This is a genomic window from Mycoplasma sp. 744 (genome assembly GCF_034863305.1).
Classification (GTDB): domain Bacteria; phylum Bacillota_I; class Bacilli_A; order Mycoplasmatales; family Metamycoplasmataceae; genus Mycoplasmopsis.
The window spans coordinates 209,634-229,185 of record NZ_JAYFFF010000001.1; the positions used below are offsets into that span (position 1 = coordinate 209,634).

Here is a 19,552-nt window from a genome sequence, read left to right on the forward strand (position 1 = left end):
TTTAAAAATACGACAACTATAATGTCGTATTTTTTTAATAATTTATCGTTTAGTTTGATTTTTATAATTATTAAAATTTTATCAAGTAATTAAATCAAAAAATCTATAAGAGTTAATAAATGAATAAAATATTTTTTTTATTTTAAACATATATTAAAATTAATTTGAATTATAATCAAAAAAATAAAACTAATTTATCTTATTTATAATGATTTTTACTTTTTTTAGATGTTTTTATTTCTAACACATAATCAACAATAATTATAAAATTTATAAATTAAATAATTTATCTAGAATAATTTATTTAAAAAAATTTTTTATCCTTAAAATCAGTAATTATTTATTTTTTAGGATACATAGTATAATTAGTAAAATAAATTTTTATAAACATAGTTTATAAAGGAGTATATTATGAAGTTAAAAATAAACAAAAAATTAATACTTTCTTTAGCTGGTGCTATGTTAGGTACTATAGCTTTATCAATTGGTTTAAGTTTTATACCAACAAAAGAAAAAATTATTGAAACTAATGATAAAGATCTTTTTAATAATGATAATAAAAATTCTAGTGAGACAAATCTACCGTTTTTGCCTGATACTTCATCTTCAACATCAAATCATATTAACAATATGTTCACTATTGATGATAATTATATTAAACCTTTAGCTAAAAACGCAATAAAAAAAGAAGAAACAATTAAATATGTAGCTATAGGAGATTCAATAGCAGCTGGATGAGATGGCAGTTTGCCAAATGATTTTCCTGGTAGTTTAAATTTTGAAGGTAAAATTGAAGGTATTTCTTATCCTGCATATTTAGCTTTATTTTTACAAAAAATACAAGCAAATAAATTAGCTTCATTTCATAATTTATCTAAAACATCAACTACATTAGAATATTGAAATATTATTTTGCAAGAAAAATTTAATTCTCAAAACGAAAATGTTTATACTAGATTGCAAAAATTATTTGGGCCTGATTTACAATTAATTGCTAATGAAGCTTTAATTTATTTAAAAGAAGCTAATTTAATAACTGTAACTTTAGGAGCAAATGATGTTATTCATTTAATTAAAGAACAATTCGCTGATTTGCCTTTTACTGATTTAGCTCAACAAATTATTTCTAATAATTATAATTATGCTCAAATTGTAAATTTATTAAATAAACTTTTTGAACAAATTTTTCAAAGAGTACAAAATAGACAATTAGAATTAATTAAAACTTTAAAAGAAATTAATCCTAAAGCTAATATTGTTTTTGTTGGTTATCCTATGCCTTTAGCTTTTATTAACCAATTATTAAATGATTATTTTATTCAAGAATTACAATTGCCTTTTAATGTAGGTAAAATAGCAATTGATTTAGTTAATCAAAAATTACAATTTATTGCTAATTTAAATAATATCAGTTATATTAATCCTTATGATCAAAGTTATTGAGAAACCAATGCAAACATTTTAACTCCGTATCTTTTTGATATACATCCTTCAATTTATGGTTATAAAAAAATGGCAATTGATATTTTTGCTAAATTAACTTTAAATACTAATAATTTGTTAAAAATAAATCAAAATGGTTTTAATTGAAATAGTGATTATTTAACAAGCGATCAGAAATCATATGAAAGAATTATTGAACTAGATGAAAATTTAACAAGTACATACCAAAGATTGTTCACAAATGATCAAGATAGTTTTATTAAAAGCAAAGATGAATTAAATAAAAATATTACCGATACTTATACTTTAGAAAATTATTATAAAAGAGTAATTGATGATAATCGCTTTATAAGCGGTTTATTTGATGACATTTTAATTAATGTTTTAAATAGTGTGTCATATGTTAAATTAGATCCTCAACAAAAATTAAAAAACTTTTTATTATCAGATAATAAAAAGAATTTCAATTATATACGTAGTTGAATGATTGATAATAAAGTTTTTAGTACTTTTATTCGTGATGTAACTAAAATTTTTTATGAAACAGATTGAGATAATGATGGAATATCAGGAGCTAAAAAATATAAATTAGTTCATTTAATTGATTCCTTTAAAACTGCTTTTTTAAATGAAGAGAAAATTATTAATTATCTTAATTCATTTTTAAAATTACCTTTTTTTACTAATAGTATACAAAGAGAAGAATTTAAAGATATTATTTTTGAAATAATTTCTAATTTTATTCAATTAAATTTAGACAAATCTATCATTGCCAAATTTGTAAATATCATTTATCAAGAACAATTTAATGAATATATTTCTAAAGAAGATTTAACAACAATTATTTTTAAAGTTGTTCATAATCCAAGTTTAAGAATTATTTTAAATAATGTTTTTGGTGCTTTATTTAATGCCATTCCTGAAATAGCAGAGGCTAAAAGTTTTGATGATATTTTAAATTCTCTTTTAACTCATCCTGATATTTACGATAGTGTAGTTAATAGTATTAATTTATTAGTTAATAATTTATTAGAAGATAATGAATTTAAGCAAATTATTACTAATGTTCTAATAAAAATTCTTAATAAATACGAACTAACAATTAATATCAATGATTCAAATTTAAAAAATCTTTTGTTAGAAATTATTAATGTTTTTGCAAAAACTAATACTAATATTGAAATAATAAAAATACTTGCTCAAGCCACATTAAATAGTTTTGATGCTCAAACAATTAAAAAACCAGATTTAAATTTAATTATTGATAATATAAATAAATCAATAAGTCAATTATTTACTTTAGGTAATGCTTTAGATGTTAATTTTAATGTAATTAAACAATTGTTAACTAATAATTTAGATTCATTTAAAGAACAATTTAAACAAATTATTAAAAATATTTTAAATTCTAAAACTTTAAATGTTCAACAAATTTTGCATAATTTTTTACTTAAAAACATACAAGCTAATAATAATGTTAATATAAGTAATAAATTAAATGATATTTTAACTAGTACAATAACGAGTAATGAATTAAATAATTTAATTAATAAATTTATTGATTATATTTTTGCTATTGACAAAAATGAACTTCAAAAAAGTGCTACTTTAGGTGATTTAATTTTTCTTTTAACTAAAGATTTAACTAAAAGTGAATTTTATCAAGCAATTGTTAGTTTATTAGATGCTATTATTAATAATAAAGACGTTATTAATTTATTGGGTGATTTGACTTCTTCAATCGAATTATTACAAAAATTTATAAGTGATGGTATTCTAGGTGAAACTTTTAGTTTTATTTTTAATAATGAAGCTTTTAAAAATATACTAAATAATTTCTTTAATAAAGCACTATTTAATATTCCTCAAGATAGTGATTTTTCTTATTTAGATAATGTAGTTAAAAATTGATTAAATGATGATTCTAATAATAAAGTTTTAATTTCTTATATTAAAACTTTTGCTCGTGATTTATTAGCTAATGAAAATTTAAGTAAATTTGTTTCTAATTCTTTATATAACTTTTTGCAAACTAATTCTTCCTTAGTTATTGAAATTAATAATAGTGATTTTAATAATTTAATGAGTGATCTTTACAATAATTTTTCTCAAATTATTGATAATAGCATTCTTTTTAATTCAGTAGTGGAAGCAATTATTAATAAGTTAAAAATTGACGGCGCTTTTGGTAGATTAACAACTTTTGAAGATGAAATTAAAAAAGTTTTAGCAAATAATACTACTATTGAAGTTCTAGTTTTAGATTTATATAAAGGTTTTGTTAAAACACAAACTTTTAGCAAAAATGAAATAACTATTTCGCAAATTTTTGTTAATGCTTTCAAAGAAAAACGTTTATTTGATATCAAAAATATTATTATTAGTTCATTAGAAAATTTATCCAAGAATGAATTAACCAAAGACGAAATTGATTTGTTAGTTTCAACAGTTTTAAATTCTAATCAATTCGATATTTTAATTAAATCTTTAATTAAACAATTATTTAATGTTCAATATGAAACTATTAAAAATTTTAATAGTGTTTATGATGTACTATGAACCCAATTAAAAAACGTAGGACATTCAACACTTTATGATACTCTTTTAAAATTAATTGAAGAAATTTTACAAAATGAACAACTTAATAAATTAATTGAAGATAAAGTTATTAAAGTGCTTTTAGAAAAATTAAAATTAGATATTACTAAAGAAGATTTAATTAAAGTAATTTTAATTATTTTAAAAGATAATAATTTCAAAGATTTATTAAATCAATTTATTAATAAAACAATTATTAAAGTTAATTCTACTGATGAATTCATTAAAATGATTGATTTGATTAAAACTTGATTAAGCGATGAAAATAATCGAGAAAAAATTGGTCAAAGTACATCAATGCTTTTAACTAATTTATTGATTAATAAAGATTTTCAAACAATTTTAAATAAAATAATTTATAACTATTTAATTCAATTTGACAATATTTTATCTAACATTAATAAAGAACAAATTGATCCTTTAATAAGAGATTTTCTTTCATTTATTCAAACTTATGAAACTAATATTCAATTAGTTTCTAATGTAACTAATATTTTCTTAAAACGAGTAAGTACTGATATTGATGAATTTAATTTTAACGATTTTTTAAAAGATTTAGAAAACTTTTTAGATGCTAAAGAAATTGAAAAATTAATTATTAGTACAATCAAAATTTTAGTTCAAGAAGAATTAGTATCTAAACATCAAAATTTATTAAAGCAATTGCTTATTAATCTTTTCAATTCTAAATATTTAAATTATGTTAATGATTCATTAGCAAACTGATTGGCTGAACTTACTGGAAATATTAATAACAAAAAAACGGCTTTAGAAATAATAAAAAATTTTTATAAAAGAAACGAATTAGCACTAGCTTTAGATGAATTGTTGAGTCGTTTTGCTAAAATTGAAAAAAGTAATTTATCTCAAATTAATAATTATTCAGATATTGTAAGAATATTATTAAATGATTTTTCACAATCAACAATTTATTCATCATTAACTTCTTTAATTTCTAATATTTTAAATGATAAAAAAATAGAAAATTTTGCACAATTGATTTTAAATAATAAATTAGGCGATTTTTCAAATTATGTTCAATTTAATTTAATTAAAGAAATTATTAATTTTACTTTTGCTAATAATTCTATTAAAAATATTATTGATAATTTTCTTACTGAGGGCATTTTAAATAAAGAATTAGATGTTATTGAAGCTTTTAAAAATTATGATTCACTTATTAAACAATGATTTAAAAATTCAGATAATAATAAAATATTAGCAAGTAAAATCCAAAATTTTGTTGTAGACTTGCTTAAAAATGAATCAATTAAAAACAAAATAATTAATTCTTTATATCAATATTTACAAAATAATACAAATATTGTTACTGGAATTAATGAAAATGATTTTAACAAAGCTGCTTCAGATTTTATAACTAATACAGAATTAATATTACAAAAAAATAGTTTTGCTACAGAAATTTTAAATAGCATTTTTCATAAATTAAGTGTTGATGGTGTTTTTGGTAATTCCTTAGATTGAAAAACCGAAATTTTTAAAGTATTGAATAATAATCAAATTGCAGAAAAATTAGCTTTAGATATTTATAAAGTAGTTGTTGAAACTAAAAGATATGTAAATAATAAAAAAACCATTAATAAAATAGCTATTAATTTATTTAATGAGGAAAAATTATTTAATTTCAAAAACGAAATTATAAAAGTTTTGGCTCCAGTTTTAGCTATTAATTCAGAAGATAATGAATTTAAAAATATTTTAAATATTTTATTTAATAGCGATGAATTAAATAATTTTATCAATACTTTATTAGACAAATTATTTAATATTGAATATTCTTTAATTAAAGATAAAAACAATTTTTTCGAAATAATAAAAATAGTTTTACAAGATATTAGTAAAAGTGATATTTACAATAAATTTAAAGAATTAATTAATTTTATTTTTAAAAATGAAACAATTAGAAACTTTGTTAAAAATAAAATTATTTCGCAAATTCCAATTGAACATAGAGATTTAATTTCTTTTGAAACAATAGAACAAGTTATTAAATATATTCTAGATAATCAAAACTTTAAAAACTTATTAGACAATTTCTTTAATGATATTTTATCTTCAACAAATAGATTTGAGGAATTAAAAAATGTTAATAATTTACTTAAAGTTTGATTCGGTATAGAAGAAAATAGAAAAAAAGCAAATGAAGCCTTAATAGGTTTAGCAAAAGATTTATTAACTGATGAAACCTTTAAAAATAATTTAATTAATATTCTTTATACATTTTTAAGTAAATATAAAGGTATGGTTAATAATATTAATCATCAAGAATTCACCAATTTAATTAACAATTTAATTAAATTAATTAATCAATTAGAAGATGAATTAAAAATTTTTACAAGATTAATTGAAGGTCTGACACATTTATTATCTCAAGGTGCTAATGATTTAACTTTTAATAAATTTATAACATCATTAAGAGAACAATTTGTAAATAATAGTAATCGTTTAGAAATTGAAATGATTAAAGCTTTAAAAATTCTTGTAAATAATAATTACCTAGAAGAAAATAAAGTAATTTTAAAAAGGTTATTAACCAATATTTTAACCTCTGATATTTCTAAAGTTTGAAAAGATAAATTAGCTAGTGATATAGCATTTAATACTAATAACAATATTAGTGAGCAAAAAGCAAAAGATTTATTTATTTTAATATTCTCGTCAAATCACTTTGATAAATTGCTTGACGCTATTTTAGATACTATAAGTGATTTAAAAAATGATTTTGATAATATTAATACAGCATTTGATTTAACCAAAAAATTATTAACTAACATAACAGATAGTAAATTGTATACTGGTATTATTGAATTTATAACTAACACTTTTAATAAAAATCAATTGTTAGATTTAGTACCTGAATTTTTAAAACCCATTATTAATCCTTTATTTGCACATATAACAGATGCAGATATTAAATTGTTAGTTAATTCAATTTTAAAAAATCAAAATATTAAAAATTTAATGGAACATTTTGTAAATAATTTACTTTTTACTAAAGTACAAAAATTTGAAGATATTACAAAAATTCCACTATTTTTCAAAGAATATTTAGCTGACGATACGTATAATCAATTCATTGTTAAAGAACTTTCTCAATGATTAAAATCTATTATTGTTGATGATAAATTTAATACTATTATTAGTGAAATTCTTTCTGGTATTTTAGAACAATTTCCACAAATTAATGAAAATTTAACGCGTGAAGAAATAAGCGATGTAATTGATAATTTATTTATTTCTTTAAATGATTTAGATGATCAAATTGGTTTAATTAACACCTTTTTTGAAGCATTATTAAAAGAAGCTAAAACTAATTTTGACAATTTTAATTTTGCAAATATTGCTTTAATTTTTAAAGAGAAATATTTTAGTGATAATTTAAAAATTGAAGCTACCATACTTAAAATTATTAATTCTTTAATTAATAATCCTAGAATTAAGAATAATCGAAGAGTAATAGTTATTATTTTAAGAAATATTATTAAATATATTTTTAATAATTCTCAAATAGCAGCAGCTGATTTAATTTGAGAAACTTTAGACATAAATATAAGAACTTTATTACAAAATTTCTTTAATTTAAATGATTTAAAAAATTTAATTTCTTATGTTGTTGATTCAAATGAATTTTTTGTTTTATTTGATCATATTTTCGCTAACTTTTTAGAAACGCCAGAAGAATATCAAAAATTAACAAGAGTAAAAGATTTATTAAATGTTTATAATCAAAATCAAACTAGAAAAATTCAATTGACTACAGACATACAAAATATAATTATTACTTTTTTACAAGCTCCTCAAACTAAAACAATTATTACAGGAATATTTAATTATAATCTTAGCAAATACGGTATTAATGCTTCTTCTGCGGCAAATCAAAAATTAATTAATGATTTACATGCTGAATTACCAAGTATTCTTAGAAATATGAATATTATTCAACCTATTATTTCTAAATTAATTACTAATTTTGATAAATTATTAACTTCTGAATCAATTTTTGCTGATTTATTAAGTGACATTTTGGAAGCTATAAATATTAGTGATTATAAATTTGTACAAATTATTCTTAAAACATCAACTTTAAATAATAATAAAACTATTATTAAAGATAATTTAATAAAAATAGTTGATGGCATTACTTCTGAACCTGATTTAATTGGCAAATTTATTAAAGATTTTAATATAAAAAATTTAATTTTAAAATTAGGTTTAACTGATAGTCAAACTAGTGAAACAATTATTTCCTTTTTACAAAGTAAATATTTAAGAGAATTATTACATATTTTAATTAATGAAATTGTTAATAATAATCAATGATATGCTCAACAAAAAACTTGATTTGATGCTTTCAATCAATTACTTAGTTCTACTAGTGCGCCTCAAATAAAAGATTTAGTTAAAAAATGATTAAGAGAAATTTTGGTTGATAAAGATGAAGTAGGTCAAGCTTTAGGAACGATATTAGCAAAGGAATTAAAAGCTAAAGAATTCGATTTATCAGATAGTGATATTTTAGTATTTCAAAGAGTAACAAGAGATATAAGCAAAGGAATTGTTAATACATTTATTTTTGATAATGTAGCCGATGCAGTGTTTGAATCTTTAAAAACTCTTAATCAATATAAAGGTAATAACTATTTACAAAAAATCCAAAATGATGCTATACGAGGAGCATTAAAATTTATTAAAACTAATGATAATAAAATTAGTTTAGAAAAAATTTTAAATAATACCAAAATTTTTAACCAAATAATACAATCTGTTAATTCTAAAGATTTAACCAGTTTAATTAATATTTTATTTTCAAAAACACCTTTAAGCAGGGAAAAAGGAATTTTTAGTTTCTTATTTGGTTCTAATACTGCAAGTTCTTCAAGTAATACGACAAATAATAATAATGATAATCCATTTGGTAATGGTGTTAATGTCGAAATAAGCGCAGCTATAAATTTAATTAGATCTGGAGTAACTGATTTATTAACTTCAGTATTTGGGCCTATTTTTGAAGAATATTTTAAAGAATTAGTTAGATTACCAAAAATAACTAGTTATCAAGAATTAAAAGAAAAATCAGAGGCTTATAAAGCTTTATGAAGAATTTTTGCTTCATTGTTACAATTTGGAAGAAAAGAAAATATTCCAGTTTTACAATATTGATTGCATATTAAAACAACAGTAGAAGGAATTTTACATAATCAATTTCAACAAGCTATAGCAAAATATAAAGATAAATATAGAGGCCAACTTTTTGAAAAATATGCAAACAAAAGAACAGGAAGATTTGATGATTTATGAGTTGCCGGAATCAACGCCGATTATAGCATTAATTCACAATTTTGACAAGGCACTCAAACGATTAATGGTTATAGCGCATCTTCTGGTTCGTTAAGTCAAACTTTTTATCCAAGAGATTCGGTATTAACTTATATTTATTATGGAACAATTAAATATCGTAATCAAGATCTTTATGATGTAAGATTTAATAGAAATAAAACTTTTACACAAGTTTTAATGGAAGATTTAAAACGTGGTTATATGCCGAATGTTTATACTAACAATTATGATAGATATGTTTACCGTGATTATCGTGATAGATAAAATACCAAGCAATTGGTATTTTTTATAAAAAATATTGATACACACGGCAAAGTTGTTATATAATATGCATATTATTTTATAATATGTTAATAATTAAAGCAATATTTTAGAAAGGAAAAAATGCCAACAACAAATCAATTAGTTACTAATGGTAGAGTTGATAAGGTGAGAAAATCTAAAGCGCCTGTACTTAACTTATCATATAACTCATTATTAAAAAAACAATATAAGGCATCTGCACCTTTTAAAAGAGGTGTATGTACAAGGGTTGCTACAATGACCCCTAAAAAACCTAACTCAGCTATGCGTAAATATGCTAGAGTTAAATTATCTAATGGAATGGAAGTAACAGCTTACATTGGAGGAGAAGGACATAATTTACAAGAACACTCAGTAGTTTTAATTAGAGGTGGAAGAGTTAAAGATTTACCTGGTGTAAGATATCATATTGTACGTGGAACACAAGATCTAGCAGGTGTTAATAATCGTAAACAAGGTCGTTCATTATACGGAACTAAAAAAGAAAAGAAAAATTAATTAATTATTAGGAGAAAAATATGTCAAGAAAAAATAGTGCCCCTAAAAGAGAAGTTTTAGCTGATCCAATTTTTAATTCTGTATTAGTAACCAAATTAATTAATACTATTATGCTAGATGGGAAAAAATCTATTGCTCAAGAAATCTTGTATAAAGCTTTTGATATAGTAAAAGAAAAAACTCAAAAAGATCCAATGGAAGTATTTTTATTGGCCGTGGAAAATGTTACTCCTCAATTAGAAGTAAGAACTAGAAGAATTGGAGGAACTAATTATCAAGTACCAACCGAAGTTTCTGCTCGTAGAAAACAAACTTTATCATTAAGATGATTAGTTCAATATGCTAGACTAAGAAATGAAAAAACTATGGATGTACGTTTAGCAAACGAAATTATTGACGCATCAAATAAAACTGGTGGAGCTATTAAAAAACGTGAAGATACACACAAAATGGCCGAAGCTAATCGTGCTTTTGCTCACTTTAGGTGATAATACCGTATTAGGAAAATGATATTATGGCAAGAGAATATGAATTAAAAGATTATCGTAATATTGGTATAATGGCTCACATTGATGCAGGAAAAACCACAACAACTGAAAGAATTTTATTACATACTGGTAAAATTCATAAAATTGGTGAAACCCATGATGGTGCTTCACAAATGGATTGAATGGAACAAGAACAAGAAAGGGGTATTACCATTACCTCTGCTGCAACAACAGCTTATTGAAATGGTAAAAGAATAAATATTATTGATACTCCAGGACACGTAGATTTTACAGTCGAAGTTGAACGTTCATTACGTGTTTTAGATGGTGCTGTTGCAGTTTTAGATGCACAAAGTGGTGTGGAACCTCAAACAGAAACTGTTTGAAGACAAGCTACTAATTATAAAGTACCAAGAATTGTTTATGTAAATAAAATGGATAAAGCAGGAGCAGACTTTTTCATGTCAGTTAAATCTGTCAAAGAAAGATTAAATGCAAATGCAGTTGCTATTCAAATTCCTATAGGTTCTGAAGCCTTTTTTGAAGGAGTTGTAGATCTTGTAGAAATGAAAGCATTTATTTATGATGGCAAACCAGAAGAAATTGCAAAAGAAATTGAAATACCATCAGATTTATTAGAATTAGCAAAAGAAAAACGTCAAGAATTAATTGAAGCAGTTGCTACTTATGATGATGAATTTATGATGCAAATTTTAGAAGGTCACGAGCCATCTGTTGAAGAATTAAAAGCAGTAATTAGAAAAGCCACAATTACAGCTGAATTTTTCCCAGCAGTCTGTGGTACTAGCTTTAAAAATAAAGCTGTTAAAAAAATGCTTGATGCAGTGGTAGATTATTTACCATCTCCACTTGATGTTCCTGCTATTAAGGCTGAATTAAATGGTCAGGAATTAGAAGTTCCAGCTACAGATAATCATGATTTTGCTGCTTTAGCATTTAAAATAATGACTGATCCTTATGTTGGTTCATTAACTTTCTTCCGTGTTTATGCTGGCGTGCTTAAAAAAGGAAGTTATGTATATAATTCAACTAAAGATGTAAAAGAAAGAATTGGACGTATTATTCAAATGCATGCTAACAGTCGTCAAGAAATTGATGAATGTTATGCTGGAGATATTAATGCAGCTGTTGGATTAAAATCTACTACTACTGGAGATACTTTAGTTGGTGAAAAAGCTCCTCATTATATATTGGAAAAAATGGTCTTCCCTGAACCAGTTATTTCTCAAGCTCTTGAACCTGAATCAAAAGATGCTATGGAAAAATTAGCTTTAGGTTTACAAAAACTTGCAGCTGAAGATCCAACTTTTAGAACTTATACAGATGAAGAAACTGGGCAAACAATTATAGCTGGTATGGGTGAATTACACCTTGATATTATTGTTGATCGTTTAAGAAGAGAACATAATGTTAAAGCTAAAGTTGGAGCTCCTCAAGTTTCATATCGTGAAACAATTACTAAAACCGCTGAAGTTGAAGGTAAACACGTTAAACAATCAGGTGGTAAAGGTCAATATGGTCATGTTTGAATTAAATTTGAACCTAATCACGATAAAGGTTTTGAATTTGTAGACAAAATTGTTGGTGGAAAAATTCCAAAAGAATATATTAAACCAATACAAAAAGGTCTTGAAGAAAAAATGGCAGCCGGTATTTTAGCTGGATATCCAATGATTGATATTAAAGCTACTTTATACGATGGTTCATATCATGATGTCGATTCATCTGAATTAGCTTATAAAATAGCTGCTTCTAAAGCATTAACTAAAGCTAAAGATCAATTAGGAACAGTTTTATTAGAACCAATTATGGATGTAGCAGTAGTTATACCAGAAGATTATTTTGGTGATGTAATGGGTGATTTAACTCGTCGTAGAGGTCAATTACAAGAAAATGAAACCAGAAATGATGGTGCAAGTATTATTCGTGCATTAGTTCCATTAAGTGAAATGTTTGGTTATTCAACAGATTTACGTAGTATGACCTCGGGTAGAGGAACTTATCAAATGCAATTCCATCATTATGAAAAATGTCCTAAAAATATTGCTGATGAAATTATTAAACGTCGTAATATTCAAACTAAAGATGAAGATTAATATAAAAAAACAATCAATTACGATTGTTTTTTTATATTAAAGAAACTCTAGATGATGAATTATAAACACTAATAAATTTATTACCGTTAATATTTTCTTTAACTAAAACAAAAATAGGTAAAACATGCATTTGATTATTATCGTGAGTAGAATAATTTCAAATTAATTTATCATTTACAAACATTTTTAGAATGAATTTTCCATAATAAGTAGCTAAAAAAGGATATTTTCCTCTTCAATTAAATTGTTTGGCTGTGGATAAAAAATCGCCATTATTGTTTCTTATAACTTGTGGTAATGTGTTTGCAGGAAAATTATCATTTCATGTAAGAGTGTTGTCTAATTCAAAAATAAATTTAATTTTATCATTAACTTTGAAATCATAATGTTTAGCTAGATTACTTTCTAAAATTGTTTCAAAAAAATTACCACCAATAGTTTTAAAATTAGTTGTTGAACTGTCTTTAGTAGCAATAAGATGATGTTCATAAATAAAACTACCATTTTCAGTAATATTTTTAGTAAAAATACTTTTTTCTTTTTCTCAATTAAAATTACTATTATTTAAATTAGTATCAATAAACACTTTCAATAGCATTAAATTTAAAGCATCTTGATATTTAAAATTATTTTGATCTGAAATTTTAGTATTTCAAATCATATTACTTTGTTGTTTAATTAAGTTATTTAAATAATTCACATTAGTTTGATTAGCACCATCCAATATTTTTTCTTTTAAAATAATACTATGCCCTTTGGGAAATAATCAATAATCATCAATTGAATTTTTAATAATACTCTTTACGTTAGGTGTTAAATCAAAATCATTTCCTCTTTGAATTCACGTTCATTTATTAGTACCATTTGCATTTATTGCATTTATAGCTATTCTTTGTTTTTTATAATTAATTCTTAATCTAATAACATATTGCTGATTATCCTGTTTATTAAAGGGAATCAATAATTGATTATTAGTAAAATCAAATTGATTTTTATCTAATTGAGTAAAATTATTTCCTGCACGATCAAAGCTATATAAAATTTCTAAATCTCCTGTTTCTATTAATAATTTTAAATCTTGTATGTTAAATAATTTTTCTTTTTCATTTATATTTATATTTAAATTAATTTCTTGAGCTTGGCCAATTTGATAAACATCATCTATTAAAGGATAATTTAATTTTAAATTAATAGACATTAAAGATTTTCTTTTTGAAGTATCTAAAAATTCTTGTGCTATTTTTATAAAATTTTGTGTTCTACTTATTTTATTATTGATTTTTTGTTTTAAATTAAATATGTTATCAATATTTAATAAATAAAATTTAATAAAGGAATTTTTATTACTTAAATTTTCTTTTTCACCTATGAAATAGTTATATTCTTCTTTAATATCTTCAATATAATATTTATTTGTTTCTAAATTATTTAATTCTAATTTTAAATTAATTAATTCTTGATTAAGATTTTGATTTGCTAAATTAAAAGATTTATCAATAATTTGTAAAATATTTTCTTTTATTTCTTTTAGTTTTTGAATAGATTTTTCCACAAAAAAATCAAATTCACTAATATCAAAAGAATTAATTTCTTCTATATTTAAGATATTGTTATTATTTTTTATTATTTCAATGATTTCTTTTTGATTTGTTAATTGTTTAATTAATTCATTTTTATCTTCTATTTTTTCAATTATTATTAATATTTCATTATCACCAAATACAAAATTTTTTCTTAAGTGAAATTGATAATGGCTTGTATTAATTATTTTATTTAATTCTGCTATTAAATTATCTTTGTTAAATTGATAATTTACATAAATATTTTTATTATTAAATTCCTCTAAATTTGAATTAATTTTTACTAAATATTCTTTTGGGAAAATAGCTATATCATGATTATTTTTAGAAAGATCTAAATTAATATTATTAACAATTTCTTTCTTTTGATTGACAAGTAAAAAATTATTTTTAATTTCATTATTATTTGATTTTTTCAAATTAAAATCAAAATTAGTTTTGCTTATTTCAATTGGTATTTGCTCTTTATAAAATAATGAGTTATCGAATTTATTTATATAATTTAATGTTAGAAATTTATTATTTTGCTTTTTTTCTTGATTAAGTTTAATTTTTAAAACATTATTAAAAATATTTTCTTCAATAATTTCGAATGTATCATTATTATCCAATAAATTTTTAATTTTATTTTCAATAGTGATTTTATTATCATAAATATTTCTAAGAATAGATAAATTATTATATTTTTTATTATCATTAATAATTTCTATTTTAGTTTCAAAATTATTTGGAATAATTTTTATTTCTATTGTTTTATTTAAATCTACTATTAACTCATCCAAAATTTGGTTATTATTAATTATTTTAAAGTCGAATAAGTTAAAATCTTTCAATTTAATATTAAATTTTGGATAATTATTAAGAGAATTTATATCAATTTCTTTTTCATAAATAATTTTTAAATTATCCTGCATAATGTTAATAAAATTAAAAGTAAATTTCATAATATTAGGTTGATAATCAGTATTTTCTTTCTTTGTATCTAATGTTTTATTATTAGTTTTTATTTTTGCATAATATACTAAAGGAACGCTAATAATAGGAATAATCACGATTGTAGTTAGCATAAGTGATGTTAATATAATTTTTTTCTTTTTATTCATATAATACCTTCATCTATATTAAATTTTACCTGTTTTAAAAATAAAATAAAAAGTAGTTAAAAACTACTTTTAGGACAAAATTTGAAATGGTACGTCCAAGAGGATTCGAACCTCTGACCCAATGGTTAAAAGCCATTTGCTCTACCTGCTGAGCTATGGACGCTTTTTTGGTTCAATGAACCAAATGGTACCCAGAACTGGACTTGAACCAGCACGGACTAACGTCCGAGGGATTTTAAGTCCCTTGCGTCTACCTATTCCGCCACCTGGGCATAAATTTATAATAAATACATTAACATTATAGAATAAAAAGTTTTTTAAACAAACATTTTTTTATATTTTTTTCCTAGTTAAATTAAATATTTAATTTACTTTTAAAATATAATTAAAAAAGTTAAAAAGGAGCGAAAATGATTAAATTAGGTTCACATGTTGCATTTGCTAAAAAGTCAGAATATTTAATTGGTGCTTGTCAAACTAGTTTAAATAATGGTGCAAATTGTATGATGATTTATTTAGGGGCGCCTCAAAATACTAAAAGAGTTGATATTCAACAATATGGAAGAGATGAATATTTTAAAAAATATAAAAATTTGATTAAAGCTGAAGATATAGTAGTTCATGCTCCTTATATTGTCAATCCAGCAAATCCAAATAAACAAAAATTTGCAATTGAATTTTTAGTACAAGAAATCAAAAGAATGAATTATATAGGAGCTAAATATTTAGTATTACATCCTGGCTCATATACTACTTTCAAACCCCAAGAAGCGTTAGATTGTTTAATTCATGTTTTAAAAGTTGTTATAGCTAGAACTGAAAATGTGATTATTTGTATAGAAACAATGGCGGGGAAAGGAAGCGAAATAGGTATTAATTTAGAACAATTAAGTTATTTAATTAAAAGTTTAAATAGTACAAGAGTAAAAATGTGTTTAGACACTTGTCACATTTGAGACGCTGGTTATGATTTAAAAAATTATGAAACTTTTAAAAAAGAATTAATTAATTTTGATTTGTTAAAAGAAATAAAAGTTATTCATTTAAATGATTCTAAAAATGAATTAGCTTCTCATAAAGATCGTCATGCAAATATAGATTTAGGTCATATTGGACTAAAAACATTAGCTAAATTTGTTCATGATAAAGATTTTGATAATGTTCCAATTATTTTAGAAACACCTATTCCTGAAAGTGGTTCTATTTATAAAGAAGAAATTACAATGTTACTTAACTATAAAGAAAAAGGAGAATTATAATGCTAAATAATATTTATTTAACAAAACAAAAAGAAAACACTATTTTATTAAAGGCTCAATACGAAAATGATTCTATAAATAATAGTCTAATTAACTTAAAAAATGGTTCAATAACTGAATTTTTAGATCAAAATTTAGCTTATATTTACATTTCAAAAGATAATCAAGATCTTGATAGTTTAAATGAATTAATAAAAACAACTTTAAATGCAGCTAAAAGAGAATATCAATTTGATTTATATTCCTTTTTAAATCAAAATATTACTATTGAACAATTATTGAAAATTTTCACAAAAGAAATTATTTTTTATAGCGCTCAATTATTTAATAAGAAGAAAAATAATACTCCCAAAAAAGAATTTTCAATTTTAATGCAAGATGATAATTACTTAAATTTATTCAATAAATTTGCTTTAGTAGCCAATAATCGTAATTTAATTCGCAATTTGCAAATTATGCCTGAAAACTATTGTAATTCCGAACAATTAGCTAATTTTATTGTTGAGGATTTTAGTGGAATAAATAATTTAAAAATAAATGTTTTAGGTAAAAAAGAATTAGAAACTTTAAATATGAATTTAATTCTTTCGGTTAATAAAGGTTCTACACATGAACCAAGAGTAGTTATAATTGAATATACAGGAGATAAAGATTCAAAAGAAAAAACAGTTTTAGTAGGTAAAGGAATTACTTTCGATACAGGAGGAGTTAATACTAAAGGATATCATATGGAAGGAATGAAATATGATATGAGTGGTTCGGTAATTGTTGCATATGTTGTAAAAACTTTAGCACAATTAAAAGTTAAAAAAAATGTTAGCGCAATAATGATGATTACTGATAATCGTTTAGCTTTAGATGCTTCTTTACCTGAAAATATTTATCAATCAATGGCACAAATAAGCGTTGAAGTTAGTGATACTGACGCAGAAGGAAGATTAGTTTTAGCTGATGGTCTTTACTATGGAGCCGAAAAATTAAATGCTACAACTTTAATTGATGTAGCTACTTTAACAGGAACTATGACTGTAGCTTTAGGAAATGTTTATAGTGGTATTTATGCTACTGAAGATAATTTGTGAGAAAAAATGAAGCAAGCTGCAGAAAATAATTTAGAAAAAATTTGAAGAATGCCATTTCATGAAGATTTTCATGAAGGAAATAAATCTTCTTTAGTAGCTGATTTAATTAATTATTCAAATACAGTTAAATCTGATGCCAATGCAGCTGCAATGTTTTTGAAAGAGTTTACTAAAGATATTCCATTTATTCATTGTGATATAGCCGGAACAGCAGATATAAACGGTAAACCACAAGGAGTTTTAATTGATACATTAGTAGATTTTCTAATTAATAATTAAATCAAAAGGATAAATAAATGAATAAAGAAATTTTTAAAACAAAATTATTAGAATATATGAAGTTGGAAGCTCCTTCTCGTTTTGAAAAACCCGTTGCACAAAAATTGCTTCAAAATTTACACAATACTAATTTTGAAATTAGTTATGATAACTTTGGTTCATTGATTTTACATAAAAAATCTCATTCAATTAATGCTCCTAAAATTATGATTGCTGCTCATATGGACGAAGTAGGTTATTTAGTTAGAGATATTACTTCCACAGGACATATTTTAGTTGAACCTATAGGAGGAATTTGACCTACTGTTGTAATAGGTACTAAAGCAATTTTAATTAATTCATTAAATGAACGCTTTGAAGGTGTTTTTGGACATACTTCAATTCATATATTAGAACCAGAAAAACGCACTAAGGCAATCAATAATAAAGAATTATATGTTGATTTTGGTTTTCTTAGTAAAGAGAATGCTTTAGAAAATAAAGTAGAAATTGGTAATGTGATATATTTAACAGCTCCAACAATTAATTTTCATAATCAAAATTTAATTGCAGGTAAAGCAATGGATAATAGAGCTGGAGTATGTGTTTTAGAATACATTGCTCATAAAGTAAATCAATTAAACTTAGATGTAGATTTATTTTTAGTAGCAACTGTTCAAGAAGAAGTTGGCACTAGAGGAGCTAAAACTAGTGTTCAACTAATTAATCCTGATATTGCTATAGCTTTAGATACTACTTCTTCTCATGACACTCCCGACGTTATAGCAGGAACAACTAAATTAGGATTAGGTGCTGCGTTGAGAATAATGGATGGAGCAATGATGGCTGATCCTAAATTAACTAATTATTTGTGCCATATTGGTGAAAAATTTAATATTAAACATTACAAGTTTATTTCAATGGGTGGTGGCACTGACGCTTCAGCCTTACAATATAGTAAAGGTGGAGCAGCGACTATTACAATTTCTTTACCCCAACGTTATTTACATTCGCCTATAGGTGTGTGTGATATTAATGATTTAATAGCTGCTGGTGATTTGTTAACTGAATTTATAAAAAATATGAATTTAGAAATTTATGATAGAATAATAAAATATAAATAATTTAGTATAAATAAGGAGCATTTGATGAATAATGGTATTTCTTTAGGTGGATGAATAGGAATAGTTATTGCAGCTGCTATAGTTTTCGCTATAGCCGGTGCTATGGTAGCATTTGTAGTAGCCAAGAAAAAATTTGAAAAACAAATTAAAGAAAATCCTCCTATTACAGAAAAAATGATACGTGCTATGTTTTTACAAATGGGTAGAAAAGCTTCTGAAAAACAAATTAAAGATGTTATGCGTTCAATGACTAATGCTAAATATGATAAAAATTAAGAAAGGTTAACTTTCTTTTTTTATTTGTGATTTAATATATAATTTTAAATAACAATATTAGAGAT

9 protein-coding genes and 2 tRNA genes are annotated in these 19,552 nt (G+C 22.9%); 8 read left to right on the forward strand and 3 right to left on the reverse strand.

Features of this window, described 5'->3' with window-relative positions; genetic code table 4:
* The first annotated feature begins 411 nt into the window (after nt 1-411).
* From VBM87_RS01075 to fusA, 4 genes are all read left to right on the forward strand, one after another.
* Complete coding sequence (locus VBM87_RS01075; RefSeq protein ID WP_323176997.1) at nt 412-9,663, forward strand: hypothetical protein; 9,252 nt, start codon at nt 412-414, stop codon at nt 9,661-9,663.
* 120 nt (nt 9,664-9,783) lie between these two features.
* Nucleotides 9,784-10,200, forward strand: coding sequence for a 30S ribosomal protein S12 (gene rpsL / locus VBM87_RS01080; protein ID WP_257076085.1), 417 nt, complete (start codon nt 9,784-9,786; stop codon nt 10,198-10,200).
* 20 nt (nt 10,201-10,220) lie between these two features.
* Nucleotides 10,221-10,691, forward strand: a complete 471-nt coding sequence (gene rpsG / locus VBM87_RS01085) for a 30S ribosomal protein S7 (protein ID WP_323176998.1) — start codon at nt 10,221-10,223, stop codon at nt 10,689-10,691.
* A 23-nt stretch (nt 10,692-10,714) separates the two neighbouring features.
* Complete coding sequence (gene fusA, locus VBM87_RS01090; protein ID WP_323176999.1) at nt 10,715-12,805, forward strand: elongation factor G; 2,091 nt, start codon at nt 10,715-10,717, stop codon at nt 12,803-12,805.
* Between the two features lie 31 nt (nt 12,806-12,836).
* Here fusA and VBM87_RS01095 read toward each other — a convergent pair whose 3' ends face one another.
* The 3 genes from VBM87_RS01095 to VBM87_RS01105 form a co-directional block, all read right to left on the reverse strand.
* Entirely contained in the window at nt 12,837-15,488 is a 2,652-nt protein-coding gene (locus tag VBM87_RS01095; protein ID WP_323177000.1) for a hypothetical protein, read from the reverse strand.
* Between the two features lie 87 nt (nt 15,489-15,575).
* Nucleotides 15,576-15,651 (reverse strand) — tRNA-Lys (locus VBM87_RS01100).
* A 22-nt stretch (nt 15,652-15,673) separates the two neighbouring features.
* Nucleotides 15,674-15,760 (reverse strand) — tRNA-Leu (locus VBM87_RS01105).
* Nucleotides 15,761-15,898: 138 nt separating this feature from the next.
* Here VBM87_RS01105 and VBM87_RS01110 point away from each other — a divergent pair.
* The 4 genes from VBM87_RS01110 to VBM87_RS01125 are packed head-to-tail and all read left to right on the forward strand — an operon-like array spanning nt 15,899 to nt 19,487.
* Nucleotides 15,899-16,747: a deoxyribonuclease IV gene (locus VBM87_RS01110; RefSeq protein WP_257076091.1), complete on the forward strand. Its 849-nt coding sequence runs from the start codon at nt 15,899-15,901 to the stop codon at nt 16,745-16,747.
* On the forward strand, nt 16,747-18,108 hold the full coding sequence (locus VBM87_RS01115; RefSeq protein WP_323177001.1) for a M17 family metallopeptidase: 1,362 nt from the start codon (nt 16,747-16,749) through the stop codon (nt 18,106-18,108). Before VBM87_RS01110 ends, VBM87_RS01115 begins: the two co-directional genes overlap by 1 nt.
* A 17-nt stretch (nt 18,109-18,125) precedes the next feature.
* Nucleotides 18,126-19,211 carry a M42 family peptidase gene (locus tag VBM87_RS01120; protein WP_323177002.1) on the forward strand — a complete coding sequence of 362 codons (1,086 nt, stop codon included), beginning with the start codon at nt 18,126-18,128 and terminating at the stop codon, nt 19,209-19,211.
* Between the two features lie 24 nt (nt 19,212-19,235).
* A complete protein-coding gene (locus VBM87_RS01125) occupies nt 19,236-19,487 on the forward strand; it encodes a YneF family protein (RefSeq protein ID WP_257076097.1) in 252 nt (83 codons plus the stop codon).
* Nucleotides 19,488-19,552 lie beyond the last annotated feature (65 nt).